Source organism: Achromobacter sp. 77 (genome assembly GCF_020541125.1).
Lineage (GTDB): Bacteria > Pseudomonadota > Gammaproteobacteria > Burkholderiales > Burkholderiaceae_B > Achromobacter > Achromobacter mucicolens.
Genome location: NZ_CP059848.1, coordinates 4754953 through 4769787, shown reverse-complemented (window position 1 = coordinate 4769787; position 14835 = coordinate 4754953). Strand labels below are relative to the sequence as shown.

At 66.7% G+C, this 14835-nt stretch carries 10 protein-coding genes; 5 read left to right on the top strand and 5 right to left on the bottom strand.

What is annotated here, in order from left to right; genetic code table 11:
* Positions 1 to 96 precede the first annotated feature (96 nt).
* From H4P35_RS22140 to H4P35_RS22125, 4 genes are all read right to left on the bottom strand, one after another.
* Positions 97 to 3447, bottom strand: coding sequence for an autotransporter domain-containing protein (locus H4P35_RS22140; protein ID WP_226847027.1), 3351 nt, complete (start codon positions 3445 to 3447; stop codon positions 97 to 99).
* A 359-nt stretch (positions 3448 to 3806) separates the two neighbouring features.
* Positions 3807 to 5795, bottom strand: a complete 1989-nt coding sequence (locus tag H4P35_RS22135) for a tetratricopeptide repeat protein (protein WP_226847026.1) — start codon at positions 5793 to 5795, stop codon at positions 3807 to 3809.
* Between the two features lie 83 nt (positions 5796 to 5878).
* The gene (locus H4P35_RS22130) at positions 5879 to 7237 is read right to left on the bottom strand and encodes an ATP-binding protein (protein ID WP_180097897.1); all 1359 of its coding nucleotides are present in this window, start codon (positions 7235 to 7237) and stop codon (positions 5879 to 5881) included.
* On the bottom strand, positions 7234 to 7905 hold the full coding sequence (locus tag H4P35_RS22125) for a response regulator (RefSeq protein ID WP_226847025.1): 672 nt from the start codon (positions 7903 to 7905) through the stop codon (positions 7234 to 7236). The genes H4P35_RS22130 and H4P35_RS22125 overlap by 4 nt, the downstream gene beginning before the upstream one ends.
* A gap of 127 nt (positions 7906 to 8032) precedes the next feature.
* Between H4P35_RS22125 and H4P35_RS22120 the strand changes: the two genes are divergently transcribed.
* From H4P35_RS22120 to H4P35_RS22100, 5 genes are read left to right on the top strand one after another with little or no spacing between them, the layout of a single operon-like run.
* Complete coding sequence (locus H4P35_RS22120; RefSeq protein WP_180097898.1) at positions 8033 to 8659, top strand: thermostable hemolysin; 627 nt, start codon at positions 8033 to 8035, stop codon at positions 8657 to 8659.
* The gene (locus H4P35_RS22115) at positions 8656 to 10149 is read left to right on the top strand and encodes an AMP-binding protein (protein WP_226847024.1); all 1494 of its coding nucleotides are present in this window, start codon (positions 8656 to 8658) and stop codon (positions 10147 to 10149) included. The genes H4P35_RS22120 and H4P35_RS22115 overlap by 4 nt, the downstream gene beginning before the upstream one ends.
* Positions 10146 to 10817, top strand: coding sequence for a TenA family transcriptional regulator (locus H4P35_RS22110; protein ID WP_226847023.1), 672 nt, complete (start codon positions 10146 to 10148; stop codon positions 10815 to 10817). Before H4P35_RS22115 ends, H4P35_RS22110 begins: the two co-directional genes overlap by 4 nt.
* Complete coding sequence (locus H4P35_RS22105) at positions 10814 to 11623, top strand: SDR family oxidoreductase (RefSeq protein ID WP_226847022.1); 810 nt, start codon at positions 10814 to 10816, stop codon at positions 11621 to 11623. Before H4P35_RS22110 ends, H4P35_RS22105 begins: the two co-directional genes overlap by 4 nt.
* Positions 11624 to 11625: 2 nt before the next feature.
* Entirely contained in the window at positions 11626 to 12285 is a 660-nt protein-coding gene (locus tag H4P35_RS22100; protein ID WP_226847021.1) for a hypothetical protein, read from the top strand.
* Between the two features lies 1 nt (position 12286).
* Here the strand turns inward: H4P35_RS22100 and H4P35_RS22095 are convergent, their stop codons facing one another.
* Positions 12287 to 14671: a TonB-dependent receptor gene (locus H4P35_RS22095; RefSeq protein ID WP_226847020.1), complete on the bottom strand. Its 2385-nt coding sequence runs from the start codon at positions 14669 to 14671 to the stop codon at positions 12287 to 12289.
* Positions 14672 to 14835 lie beyond the last annotated feature (164 nt).

Below are 14835 nucleotides of genomic sequence, written 5' to 3'. Positions count from 1 at the left end.
ACGCTGGAAAATTCCGGGCAGAACGCCACGTGGCGTGCGTTGATCCAAAAAAATAGGCCCACGCCATGGCGTGGGCCTATTTTTATTTACTGCGCTTTAGAACCGGTACGTCGCCTGCAGCTGGAACGTTTGTCCCGACACGTTGCCCGTGTCGAACAGCCGGTCGTAGCTGGCCGTCAGATCCATGCCCTTGCTGACGGGCATCGTGAGACCCATGCCGGCAGAGAACATGCCGCGCGAGGGCGACACGCCGGGCAGCGTGAAGCCGGTGCCGTCGGTCGCCGTGGCGTGGAATGCGCGGTTGCTGTCCAGGGTTTCGTAGGCGTAGCCGACGCGGGCCTCGACGACGGCGGGCTTGTCCGACTTCATGCTGAAGGGCAGGCCCACGACGAGTTGCGCATAGGGTTGCAGGCTGTTGAAGTCCTGCGAGCCGACATCCAGGTTCTGGCTGGTGGAGCCCGTTTCGCTGAAGCGTTCGGTGTGCAGGTACAGATAGCGCAGCCCGAGACGCGGCGTGATCGTGAGCGGGCCGGCGGCCAGCGGCAGGCTGGCTTGCAGGCCGGCCGTGATTTCCTGGGCGTCGGTGTCGCCGCGGGCCTTGCCCGGGCCGGGGAAGGACCGGCTCGTCTTGAGGAAGTCGTAGGCGGCGCCGACCGTCGCGGCGAGCGTCACGGCCCCCACGCGGCGGCTGCCGTAGCCGGCGATGCGCAGGGTGTCGATCTTGCCGCTGGCCTCATCTTCGGTCACATCGACGTGGCTGTAGCCGCCCGCGACGCCCAGCGTCCAGGCGCCAACCTGCTGATCCAGCCCGGCCAGAAAGCCGTAATGGCGATCCTTGTAGCTGGGCGCGTCGTCGTTGCCGCGCACGTTGACGCTGTTGGAGACGATCTGGGCCCAGGCCTGGCGGCCGGGACGCGCGCAATTGGCGGGCGTCGCGGCGTCCGCGCAATCCTGACCCAGGCGCGCGAGCAGCGTGTCGTTCACGCGCTGGCCTTCGCGGATGGCGGCCGAGGCGGCCGCGCCGAAGATCGTGGCGTTGGTGGGGGCAATGACGACCGTCCCGCCGCCCGTGTCCGTGCCGCCACCGGTGTCGGTGCCGCCGCCGTTATCCGTGCCGCCGCCCGTATCTGTGCCGCCGCCGTTATCCGTGCCGCTGGCGGCCAGCGTGAGGGTGCTGCCGTCGGCCAGGTTCTGCACGCTTTGCGCCAGTTCGGCCGGCGCGTTGCTGGTCACGGACGCGAAACGGCCGGTGACGCTGGTCGCATCGACGATGCGGAAGGATGTCGCGCTGTAGGTGCCCGGGCCGTACAGCACGTTCAGGGTGCCGGCCAGGGTGGCGGTGCCGCTCACCTTCAGTTGCGAAGCAGCCGTTGGGCTGACGTCGATGAACAGCGTGCCGGTCGGGGACTGCGTGTAATTGCCCAGGATCGTCAGCGTGCCGATGGAGCCGCCCGGACGCACGACGCCGTCGTTGGTCACATTGCCGCCAATGGAGCCGTGCCCGCGCAGCGTGCCGGCGCTGCCGACGGCCACGTCGCCCAGGATGCTGGCGGTGGGATGCGCGGCATCGCCGATCTCAAACGTGCCCGCGGACACCGAGGTGCCGCCCGAGTAGGTGTTCACGCCGTTCAGGATCAGCATGCCGCTGCCTGTCTTGGCAAGCGCGCCGCTGCCGTTCAGCGTGGAATCGATGATGGCGGTGGTGTTGGCATCGACCTCGATGGCCGAGGTGGCCGCCGCCAGCCCGATGGCGTCGCCGGTGACGCGGTAGCCATCGGTGGAGAACTGCATGCCGTTCACGGCGATTGCGCCGTGGCTGGCGTCGACCGTCACGGTGCCCGCCGCGCCGCCAAACACGGGTCGCACGTCGGTCTGATCGAGCTTGCCGTTGGCGGTGCCGTCGGTCGAGGTCCAGTTCTTGCCGTTGGCCGTCCAGGTGCCGGAGCCACCGGCAATTGTGCCGTCGGCCACGGTGTTGGCGCCGTCCCAATAGTGGGTCTGGGCATCGGGCGCGATGGTCACGGTCAGCGCGCCGTTCACGTTGCTCAGTTGGGCGAGCAGGCCGTTGTTGGTGGAAACGAAGGCCGTGTTGTTGGCATAGGTGCCGGAACCGGTTGCGCGCACGACCGTGTAGGACTGGCCATTGGCCAACCCCGTGCCGCCCAGGCTGATCGCCGCGCTGCTGATGGCCGCCGAGCCGTTCACGTCCAGGTAGCCATAGCTGCTGGTGTCAACGACATTGAAGGCCAGTCCGCCGCCGGTCTGCGAATAGTTGCCTGTGATGGTGATGGGGTTGTTGACCTGAAGGGTCGCGCCATAGTTGAGGACGGAACGGCCCACCGCAGCGATGTCATTGTTCAGCAGCAGGTTTCCGCCCGAAAACACCAGGTTTGCGCCCGTCACCTTGATGAGGCCTTTGTCGGCCACGCCCAGGCCGCCGCTCGCGCCGGTAAGGGTGCCGAAGACGTTGCCGCTGCCGCCTGCGATGGAAAGGGGGATGACGCTGGCGGAGGTCAGGTCGCCCGCGATGAGGCCGCTGTTGGTGATCGTGCTGATATAGCTGTTGCTATCGAGCTGGATCGCCGCATTCCGGCCGGTGATGGTGCCGCTATTGGCGAGCAGGCTTACGCTGCTGGCGCGGGACAGGTAAATGCCGGCATCGAACGACCCGCCCATGGCGCTGCTGGGCGCACCCACGATCAGGCCCGTGTTGGTGATGGTGCCGGCCGTGCTGGCATCCATGAAGATGCCTGCGATGTCGCCAGAGAGGGTCCCGGAATTCGTGAGCGTGCCTAACCGGGCGTTGTCCTGAGCCAGGATGCCTAGCTGGCCGACGATGGTCCCCTCGTTTTGCAGCGTTTCGATGGCGCCATTTTCGGTGACCACACCGAACCCCGTGAGGAAACTGCCGATCTTGGCGCTTTGCAAGGTGCCGGTGTTGGTCAGGTTGGTGATCGTTCCGCCGTCGTTCCAGATGGCTGCAATCGTGCCGCCGAAGGAACTGTTGCTGCTGATCATCCCGGCATTGCTGATCGTGGCGATGCTGCCCTCATTGAAGATCCCGGCGCGTGCGCCGGCGATGGAGCCGCCCGTGTTGTTGACCACGCTGGTGATGCTTCCAGACCCCGTATTCAGGATGCCGGCCACGGTGACGCCCGTTCCGGTGGACCAGATCAGGCCAGCGTTTTGCACCTGAGCCAGAACGGCGTCGTTCTGCATGCCCGCCAGTGTGCCAACGATGGTGCCGAGGTTCGTCAGCGTGCGGCCGGAAATGGTGCCGGAGGCGTGCAGACCGATGTCGGCGCCGGAGAGCGTGCCGGTCCCGGTGACCAAAAAGTTACCGCCCGTCCATTCGATGCAGTCGGTGGAGCCGAAGAGCGTCGTGTTGTTCCCAAATGTGAGGCACGCCGCTGCCTGGACCATGCCGGGAAGCAGGCTGGCGGCCACCAGGGAAACAACCGGCAGAATCTGCGTCGACCGGGCAAGCGCCGGCCTCGAGCCGGCTCGCGCGGATGCCGCGGGAAAAGAGGGGGTACGTTTTTTTCGGTGTTTCAGCTTCAAGGCAAGCTCCCGCCTGGGGCGATGTCGGTTGGAATGTGCGGCAACCGTTGGAGCTATGGACTATCCGCGCGGCCGGTGCCAGGGTATGAGGCTAGACAGGCGGCCTTTTGCTGGGGCGTACTATCTCACCCCGCACATTACTGGCGATGGCGCGGTCTCAAAGGCCGCAATAATGCCGAAATTCAGGCCTTTTTCCGGTTGACACTGGGGGCGTGCCGGCTTGCGCGCCGGTTGCGCCCGCATGTTCAGGCCTGGCCGCGGTGAAACCGGCTTTCCAGCGCCTGGCCCACGTCGTGCATGACCGGCTTCCAATCGCCCGGCGCGGGCTGGCGAAACAATTGCAGCGACGGATACCAGGGGGAGTCGGACCGCTGCAACAGCCAGCGCCAGTCGGGCAGGAAAGGCAGCAGCACCCAGGCGGGCCGATTCAATGCGCCGGCCAGATGCACGGGAGACGAATCGACCGAGACGAGCAGGTCGGCCAGGGACAGGATTGCGGCGGTGTCCTCGAAGTCGGCGATCTCGGCATCCAGCGGCACGATGTTCATGCCGGGCGGGGCCGTGGCGGCCTGGGCCGCGGCGGGGCCTTTCTGGATGGCCAGGTACGTGATGCCGGGCACGGCCAGGGGCGCCATGTCCGCCAAGGCAAGAGACCGGTTGGCGTCGTTCGAATGCGTGGGCCTGCCTGCCCAGGCCAGCGCCACCCACGGCCGTGGCAAGCCGGCCAGCCGCTTGCGCCATTTCTCGACGCGGGCCGCATCGGCCGACAGGTAGCCGACCTGGCCCGGCAGGTCGGCCATGCGCAGGCCGATCGCCATGGGCAGGGACATCAGTTCGCAGTGCTGGTCGAACGGCGGGGGGATCTGTCCGCGCGGGAAGGCGTCCGGGCCGACGAGGCGCCGGGCGAAAGACAGCAGGTCGGGATGGACTTCCAGCACGACACGCGCGCCGCTGCGGCTCCGGGCCGCGCCGATCAGCCGCATGAATTGCAGCGTGTCGCCGTACCCCTGCTCGTCATGAATGAGCAGCGTCTGGCCATCGATGCGGCTGCCGTCCCAGCGCGGCCGCTGCACCTTGCGGTCCATCGCCGCGGTATGGGAAAGGCTGTAGCGCCAACGGTATTCCGTCCAGCCGCGCTCGAAATCCCCTTGCAGCAAGCGCGTTTCGGCCAGATCGAATCGGGCGGACAGGTTGCCGGGCATGGCTGTGGCGAGCATGGCCTGAATGTCAGCGGCTTCCTGAACGCGCCCTTGAAATTTCACTGCCAGACCGAGAAGGCGCCAAAGTACGGCGGGAGCGCCGCGCGGGTCCATGTTCTCGCGCAGTAGCCGCTCGGCTTCGGCGTTCTGTCGCTCAGTCAGCAGATCGCGGACGCGGCGTGCCAAGTCTTCCGAGTCTTGCGCTTCGGCTGTTCCAGCCTGCGAGCCGCATGCCGTCCGCAAGCGCGTGCGCAGTTCAAGCGCCTGCGGGTGGCTGGGCGCGAAGGCCAGCAGCGCTTCGGTCCATTGCAGCGCTTGTGCGGGCTGCGACCGCGCCGCTTCGATTTCCGCCAGATTGATGTACGCGTTCGCCAGGCGCGGGTTGCATTCGATGGCGCGCTGCCCGGCGTTTGCCGCGGCCTCGTAATCGCCCAGTTCGCGCAGCACGAAAGCGAGGTTGCTGTGCGCCTCGGCGTAGTCGCCGCGCAATGCGAGCGCCCGGACGTAATGCTGACGCGCTTCGTCCAGGCGATTCACGCCCGTGTACGCGTTGCCGAGATTGTTGAGGGCTTCGGGGCTGTGCGGCTGAAGTTGCGCCACCCGTTCAAGACACTCGACGCTGTCGGCGTGGCGCCCGGATTCCTGCAGGATGATTCCCAGGTTGTTCCACGCCATGACCAGCCCGGGCTCTCGTTGCGTGGCATGGCGCGCGGCGGCCTCGCCTTCAGCGAGCAGGCCTTGCTGCCGGCAGATTTCAGCCAGGTTGCCGAAGTAGACCGCCGGCGCGGCGTCGGTCCGGCAAGCGTGCCGCAGCAGGTCGAGCGCCAGCGCGGGCTGGCCGTGCGCGTGCGCGATCAGGCCCAGCAGGTGGGAGGCATCGGCCTGTCCTGGCGATGCGGCCAGAATGCGGCGGCAGAGAACCTCTGCCTGGACCGCCTGTCCGGCGTTCCAATGGGCGTGGGCCTGTTGCAGGGCTTCGCGCAGGGAAAGCTGCGTGCCTGTCGTTGGCGGTGGCGGTGCGGGCGTGGAGGTCATGATGAGACCAGCGGCCGCCGTCCGGGCCGGCCTGAAGGGAAACGTGAAGCGCAGATTCTAGTGCCTTCGCGCGGGCTTGCCATCTACGCGCCGCGGCGTATCGTCACCCGCAGGCCCGGGCCGAAATCGCTTTGCGCATCGCGCATGGCGAATGCGATGCGCATGCCGTGCGCATGGGCGATGCGGCGGGCGATGGAGACGCCCAGGCCGCTGCCGGCTTCCTCGTTGCCGGCGGCGCGAAGGAACCGGTCGCCCAGCCGCGGCAGCACCTCGGGCGCAACGCCCGGCCCCTGGTCGTCGACCGATATTTGCGAGGGCGAGAACGCCAGACGCACCCGGCCATGGCGCGGGCCGTACCGGATGGCGTTGTCCAGGATGTTTTTCAGCATGATGACCAGCGCGTCGGCATCGCCGGCCATGGGCAGCGGCAGCACGCCCGGCGCGGGCCATTCCACCGCGATGTCCACGTCCCGCCGGTTGGCGATCCAGAGGCAGTCGCTGACGGCCTGCTCGGCCACGCCGCCCCAGTCGACAGCGCCGCCGAAGTCCGTGTGATTGGCATTGTCCAATCGCGCCATCGTCAGCAGCTGCGAGACCAGCCGGTCCAGCCGCTCCATCCCGCGCGTCACGCTGGTCTGCGCCTGTTGCAGCGCCTGCGGGTCTTGCGTGCGCCGCATCACGTCCCACTGCGCCCGCACGGCAGCCAGCGGCGTGCGCAGCTCGTGCGCCGCATCCGCGGTCAGCCGGCGCTCTTGTTCGATCAGCGTACCGACCCGCGCAAGCAGGCCATTCATGGACGTTATCAGCGGCTTGAGCTCGCCCGGCACGCCGGACAGCGGCAAGGGCTTGGCGTCGTCCGGGCTGCGCCGTTCCAGGTCGGACGACAGCCTGCGCACGGGGGCCATCGCCTGGCGCACCGCGTAGATCAGCAGTGCGATCAGCACCGGCAGGCCCAACAGCCACGGCAGGATCTGCCCGGCCACGTAGGCGATCACGAGGTCGTCGCGTTCTCCGATGCGCTGTCCCACGCCGACCCGCGTCTGGCCCGAGGGATCGTCCAGGTAAAAGAGGCGCCAGCGTTCGCCGTTGACGATGCTTTCCGCAAACCCTTCGCGGTCCTCGTTGCGAGGAAACTGCAGGGCTTCGGGGTCGAGCACCAGGGGGGCTTGCGATCCGCGCCATATGGCCACCGACAGATCGCCAAGGCCCGCATCGCCGGCGCTGTCCGACGCGGGCAGTTGCGCGCGCGCCGGCTGCGTCTGGGCGGAAGGCGGGATCAGCGCGGATATGGCGATGGTCTGCTGCGCCAGGCGCACCATGTCGGTGTCGTAGAGCTCGTTGATCTCGTGGGCGGCCCGCCAGTACGTGCCGGCGATGGTGATGAGCCACGCGACTGGCGCCGCCAGCAGCACGGCAATGATCAGGCGTCGTTGCAACGTCATGAGTCGACTTCCACCTGGCCCAGCGCGTAGCCCGAGCCCCGCACGGTGCGCACGATCTTCGGATGGATCTTCTTGCGCAGATGATGCACGAACACCTCCAGCGCATTGCTTTCGAGTTCGGCTTCCCAGTCGTAGAGCTTGTCGCGGATGAAGTCGCGCGTCAGCACGCGATTCGGATGCGTCAGGAACAGTTCCAGCAGCAGCGCTTCGCGTGTCGTGAGGTCCACCTTCTGGCCTTTCCAGTGCACTTCATGCAGGGCGGGGTGGTAGTCGAGATCGCCATGACGCCAGACGGGCTCGGGCTTGCCGGCCACGCGCCGCGTCACCGCGCGCAACCGCGCCGCCAGTTCATCCAGGGTGATGGGCTTGATGAGGTAATCGTCCGCGCCGGCATCCAGGCCCGCGATGCGGCTTGAGACCGCTTCGCGCGCCGTCAGGATGACAACCGGCACGGTGCGCCCTTCGCGGCGCCAGCGGCCCAGCAGGGATACGCCGTCTTCGCCGGGCAGGCCCAGATCGAGGACCACGGCGTCGTAATGCACGACGCTGATCGCCTGATCGCCTTCGCGGCTGCTGGAGAACCAGTCGACCGCATAGCCCAGAAGCCGTAAGCCGGATTTAAGACCATCGCCAATGAGCGGGTCGTCTTCAATGATGAGAATTCTCATTTATCGTCTTTTCGCCGTGCAGGACTGAGGTTAACACCGCCCGGGTGGTTAATTTCTCATTAAGGTTCCATGCCTAAGCTGCGCTCCATCGTATCGGGAAAATCAATTCCTAAGCATGGAATACCGCATGCCCCACAACAAATGTTTCGCCCCGTCCGCCTGGACGGCGATGGCCGCGCGGCCTCGGCCCATGCCCGCCACGCTGCACATCCATCCCATCGAGGATCCGATGCGCGCGCGGATCGAGTCCTACATTCACCAACGTTATCAACAGCGCTTCGGCGCCCGGCTGACCGAGTGGCTGCCCACGCTGGTCAGCGTGCAGCGCGACGGCGAGATCCTGGCGGCGGCGGGCTATCGCAGCGCGAGCGATCCGCTTTTTCTGGAACGCTACCTGTCCGCGCCCATCGAGCAATACGTGCGCGATCAAGGCGCGCCTGTTGCGCGCAGTCTCATCGTTGAAGCCGGGCAGTTCGCCGCCGTGCGTCCCGGCGGCGGCAGGTTGCTGGTGCCGCTTCTGGCACGGCATCTGCACGCCGAGGGTTTTGATTGGGCGGTCAGCACGCTCACCATCGAACTGCACCATCTGTTCCAGAGAATGGGGTTGGCGCATCAGCCGATCTCGGCGGCCACCTCGGACCACCTGAACGAAGCCGAGCGCAAGGACTGGGGCAATTACTACGCGCATGCGCCGACGGTGTTCGCGGGGCGGCTCAATGCCATTCTTGGCCGCCTTCCGGAGTTGGACGTATGAACGTGTCCCACTTTTTCTCGCTGTTGAGGGAACCTGCCCGCGCGCGTGCCGTTGCGGTCCAGACCCCGTCAGAGGGATTGGACTACGCGGCGCTGCTCGCCCGCGTGGACTCGCTTGCCGACGCCCTCGCGGCGCGCGGGGCGACGGTCGTGGCCTCGCTGATGGACAACGGTCTTGAATGGATCGTGCGGGATCTGGCCTGTCTTCAAGCAGGCGTGGTGCACGTGCCCCTGCCACTGTTCTTCACGCCTGGCCAGTGGCGCGAGACCCTGGATGCCGCGGGCGTGAACGCCGTCGTCGGGCCTGCGTCTCTGCAGCCCATGCTGCAAGCCTTCGGGTTCGAGATCGCCACGCAAGCGCAGGGCCAGTCGGCGCTTTTCCGGCGCGCTTTCGCCAAGGTGCCGTTGCCCGCTGGAACCGCGAAGATCACCTTTACGTCCGGGTCGACCGGCAGCCCGAAGGGCGTGTGCCTGGGCGCGGACCAGATGCTCGCGGTGGCGGGGGGGCTTGCGGCCGCCACGCGGCCGCTAGGCATTGCGCGCCATTTCACGGCGCTGCCCCTGCCCGTGCTGCTGGAGAACATTGCGGGCGTCTACGCGCCCCTGATCGAGGGTGCGGCGATCTGCGTCAACCCCTTGAAGGACATCGGGCTTCAGGGATCGTCGCGCTTCGATCCGGCCGTGTTTCACCAAGCCCTCGTGGCGGGCCGCGCGCAAAGCGTCATCGTGCTGCCGCAGATGTTGCGCGCTTATGCGGGCTGGCTGCGGGCGGCTGGCCTCGCCGGCCCCGGCACGCTGCGTTTCGTCGCGGTGGGCGGGGCGGCGGTGGGAAGCGACCTGCTGGAAAGCGCCCGCGCGCAGGGGATACCCGCCTATGAAGGCTACGGGCTGTCGGAGGCCTGCTCGGTGCAGACCCTGAACCTGCCCGGCGCGGACTGTCCCGGATCGGCGGGCCGCCCCTTGCCGCATGCGCGCGTGCGCGTCGCTGCCGACGGTGAAATCGAGGTGGCCGGCGCGCTGGCGCTGGGCTATCTGGGGCAGCCCGCGATGCCCTCGACATGGTTGCCGACAGGCGACCTGGGCCGCATCGACGATGCCGGATTCCTGCATATCCGCGGTCGAAAGAAGAATGTGCTGATTACCGGATACGGACGCAATGTGTCGCCCGAATGGGTCGAGCTGCGCCTGGCGAACCAGCCCGTCATCGCCCACTGCGTCGTGTTGGGCGAAGGCCAGGCAGCGCTGGGCGCCGTGATCTGGCCGCTGGGCAATCCGAGCGATAGCGCCATTCAAGCGTGCGTCGACCAGGTCAACCAGGGGCTGCCGGACTATGCCCGGATCGGATCCTGGATGCGCGCGCGGGCCGGGTTTTCTGCCACCAGCGGCCTGGCGACGGTGAATGGGCGTCCGCGCCGGCAGGCCGTTGCCCAATTGCATGCCGATCTCTTTTCCGCGGGTTACCGCTCACCTATCGATGTAGACCCATCATGACCTTTTTCGAACAGTTGCTTGAACAGACGCGCGAGGCCCGGGAGTCCCTGGTGGCCACGCCCATCATCCAGGATTGCCTGCGCGGCCAGGTTGCGCGGCCCGCCTATGCGGCGTTTCTGCGCGAGGCCTATCACCACGTCAGCCACACCGTGCCGCTGATGCACGCGTGCCGCGCGCGCTTGCCGGCACGCCTGGCATGGATGCTGCCCGCGATCGATGAATACATCGAGGAGGAGACCGGCCACGATGCCTGGATCCTCAATGACCTGCGTGCGTTGGGACACGATGCGGACGAAGTTCGCCGCGCCGGACCCGGGCCGGCCACCGAAATCATGGTGGCCTACGCCTACGACACCATCGCGCGCAAGAATCCGGTGGGATTCTTCGGCATGGTGCACGTGCTGGAGGGCACCAGCGTCACGCTGGCCTTGAACGCCGCGGACCAGATCCAGCGCGCGCTGGCGCTGCCGCCAAGCGCCTTCAGCTATCTGCGGTCCCACGGCACGCTGGACCAGGAGCACACCGCGCATTTCGCCGATCTGGTCAACCGCCTGGACGACGACGCCGACCGCGCCGCCGTGGTCCATGCCGCCAACATGTTCTACGGGCTTTATGGGGCGATCTTCCGTTCCCTGCCGCGCTCGTCTTCGCAAGGACAGGGCGCATGAGCCCGCGCGATGCCTCCGTCGTGTTGACGGGCGCTGCGGGCGGCCTCGGAAGCGCGATTGCGCGCCGGCTATTCGACGAAGGCGCGAGCCTGCTGCTGGTCGGCCGCAGCGAAGCGCCCTTGCTGGCGCTGGCGCAGTCGCTGAGCGCCGGGGCGCGCGACCGGTCGCGTGTGGACGCGCTGGTGGTGGACGTGACCACCGACGCCGGCCGCAACGCGGTCATCGATGCCGCCGGCGCCCGCAATGCCAACGTGCTCATCAACAATGCGGCGCTGGCCGCATTTGGGCCGGCGCAGTCCCTGCAGACCGAAGCGCTGCGCCAGCTCATGGACACGAATGTCGTCGCGCCCATGATGCTGACCGCCGGCATGCTGCCGCTGTTGCTGGCGCAGCCGCACGCACAGGTGCTGAACATCGGATCGACGCTGGGAAGTCTGGGCGTGCCGGGGTTCTCGGCCTATGCGGCAAGCAAGGCCGCGCTTCGGATGTACTCCGAAGCCTTGCGCCGCGAACTGGCCGACTCGTCCGTCCGGGTGCAGTACTACGCGCCCCGGGCCATCGACACGCCGTTCAACTCGCCCGAAGTGCTGGCGTTCAACAAAGAAACCGATTCGGCCAGCGATAGCCCGGAAGAAATCGCAGAGGCGGTATCGCGCATGCTGCAAAGCGAATCGCGCCAACGCTTCGCGGGCGGAATCGAATCCGTCGCGGCACGGGTCAATGGTCTTTGCCCTGAATGGTTGGACGGCGCGTTTGCGAAGCATCGCCGCGCCTTGATGTCGTTGAAATTTCCTACTGGAGCCTAGTCATGAATCAGAATATCGGCCTGCGCAATGCGGCCGCCGGCTTGCTGGCGGGCGTGGCGTGTTTGTTTTCCACCTTTACCCTCGCGGCACCCGCCGACATGGACCAGGGTATCCGCGAGCTGCAAAACGGCTGGGCGGAAGTTCAGTACAAGACCCCGCCCAACGATCGCGCCAAGCGCTTCGAGGCACTGTCCAAGCAGGCCCACGACCTGACGCAGCGTTACGCCAACAAAGCCGAACCGCATATCTGGGAAGGCATCATCCTGAGCTCGTGGGCAGGCGCCAAGGGCGGCATGGGGGCGCTCAGCCTGGCGAAACAGGCCAAGGCCGAGTACGAAACCGCCATCCAGATCGACAGCAAGGCGCTGGACGGGTCCGCACTGAACAGCCTGGGCGTGCTGTATTACAAGGTGCCCGGCTGGCCGGTGGGATTCGGCGACAACAAGCGCGCCGAGGCCTTGCTGCAGCAGGCGTTGACCATCAACCCGGACGGCATCGATCCGAACTACTTCTATGCGGATTACCTGGTGTACCGGAACCGCAAGTCCGAAGCGATTCCTTACCTGGAAAAGGCGCTGAAGGCGCCGCCCCGCCCCGGCCGCGAAGTGGCTGACGAGGGCAGGCGGGAGGAAGTCCGGACGCTGCTGAAGGAAGCGCGCTGAATCAATACTGATAGCGCAGGGTCAGCATCACGCTGCGCGGTTGCCCATAGTAGTTTTGCCGGGAGGCGCCGCCCAGCTTTTCGTAGTACTTGCGGTCGAACAGGTTATCGACCGTGAGCGTACCTTCCAGGTGCCGGTTGTAGCGGTAGCCGATCTGTGCCGAGACGAGCGCGTAGCTGCCCTGTTCCCAACGCACGTTGCCGCTTTGCAGATAGTTGCCGCTGTTCCAGCGCACGCCAGTGCCCACGCTGAAACCTTCCAGGGCCGGCTGCGTGAAGCGGTAACGGGTCCAGAGATTGATGGCGTGGCGCGGGGTGATGGTGCTGTACGACAGTCCCTGCTGGGCTTGGGCCGCTTCCAGGTACTTGGTCTGCGTGTAGGCGTAGCCGGCCACGATGTCCCAGTTCGGCAGCAGCAAGCCGCTGACTTCGGTTTCGAAACCCTGGCTGCGCACCTTGCCCGCAGCGACGGAGTACATGGGATTGTTCAGGTCGCTCATCGCGCGGTTGCGGTCCACGATCTGGAACAGCGCGGCATGCGCGTTGAGCGCGCCGTCCATGAACGCGCCCTTCAGGCCGGTTTCGATCTGGCGGCCCACGCGTGGCGACAGCGTGTTGCCTTGCGCATCGATCTCGGTTTGGGGCTGGAAGATGCTGGTGTAGCTTGCGTAGGCGGACAGCTGCGGCGTCAGCTCGTACACCAGCCCGGCGTAGGGCGATGTGCGCGCGGATATGCGGGTCGTTGTCTGGCTGAAGTCGCCGAAGTACTGGTTATCGTTGCGCGCGTCGTTCTTCCACCAGGACAGGCGCGCGCCCGCGATGACCTTCAGGTGGTCGGTTGCCTGGATGTTCGCGCGCGTGTACAGGCCGAATTCGCGGGTGCGTCCGTCGTTGCCGTTGACCTGTTCCATCTCCGGCAGCGGCATGTTGATGACGGGGTCGTACACGTTGGTCGGGAAGATCGTGCCGCCGCCGTAGTTGAACTGCTTGCGCGTGTAGCTGTAGTCGGCGCCCATGAGCAGGCTGTGCTCGCGGCCGAAGGCTTCAAAGGGCAGATTCACGTGCGCGTCCGCGCCGGTGGTCTTCCAGTGGTTGCGGTACGACCAGGCGATGAGGTTGGTGTCGCCGGTAAGCGGATCGACGGCGCGGTTGGGCCAGGTGGTCAGGCGGGTGGGAGTGTCGGTGTCGCGATGGAACACGCTTGCGTTCACGGCGCCGCCGCCGTCCAGGCGATGCGAGAGGTCGGCAAAAATCTCGGCGGTCTCTTCTTCGATGCGGTTCCATTCCGCGCTGAGATTGGTGCCGCGGCGCACGTCGAGCAGCGAGCCATCGGCGTAGGCGGGCAGGCCGAACGCGGGCTTGATGCGGGAGCGCTGATGCGTGAGGCCGGCCGCCAGCGTGGTGCTTGGCGTTAGATCGGCCTCGATGATTCCGTACAGCGTGGGCCGCTCGGAACTCACCCGGTCCACGAAGGAGCCGCGATCCTCGTAGGCCGCGATGAAGCGCCCGCGGACCTTGTCTTCGCTATCGAAGGGTGTGCTCAGGTCGGCCACGGCCCGGTAGTAGTCCCACGACCCCACACTGGCTTGCGCGCCGAATGCGAATTCCTGTAGCGGACGCTTGCGCACCAGGTTCACGCTGCCGCCCGGTTCGCCCGTGCCCTGGTAAAGGCCGGACGGGCCGCGCAGCACTTCAATGCGGTCGTAGATGGCGAGGTCGAAACCCGCCGACAGGTTGCCTGCCCCGGCGGGGGCGCGCATGCCATCGACCTGGATCGAGTCGAGCGTGTAGCCGCGTGAGATGAAGCCGGACATGTTGCCGCCGCTGGAGAGCGTTTCGACCGTGATGCCCGTCACGTTGCGCATTGCGTCAGACAGGCTGTTCAGGTTCTGGTCGTCAAGCCGCTGGCGCGTCACGACCGACACGGACTGCGGGATCTCCTTGAGCGTTTGCACGCCCTTGCCCAGCGTGACCGCATTGCTGGTGTACGAGTTCGTGCCTTCGCTGGTGGCGCGTTCTGCCGTTCCGGTCACGGTGACGGGCGCCAGTTGGGTGACCGCGCCTTGCTGGACGGCCTGCAGGGAGTAAGTACCGGCCGCGCTGGGCTGGGCGCGGTAGCCGGTGCCCGCGAGCAGACGGTCGAACCCTTGCTGCACGGTCATCTCGCCGGAAATGCCGGGGCTTTGGCGGCCAGCGAGCCAGGAGGGGTCGTAGACGATCTGCACGCCAGCTGCGGCGGCGAAACGCGCCAGCACGTTGTCGAGCGGGCCCGCGCCAATCGCGACGGAGCGCATCTGCGAGGACGGCGCCGTGCCAGCCGGGGCTGCGGATTGTGCGCCCGCCGACGCGCTTGCCGCTGCCGCGCACCAGAGCGCCGTCCAGATCATTGCCTTGCGGGATCCTCTGTCCCGCGCTGCGCGTACACGTGCCATCACTCTTTCATCCTTACATCGTCAAGCAAGAAGCGCCCGCATCCCCTTGATGCGGTCTTACTTCCTACTCCGCACGACATCGAAAAAGTGATCACCTCGACGCAAAATATTTTTCCCGG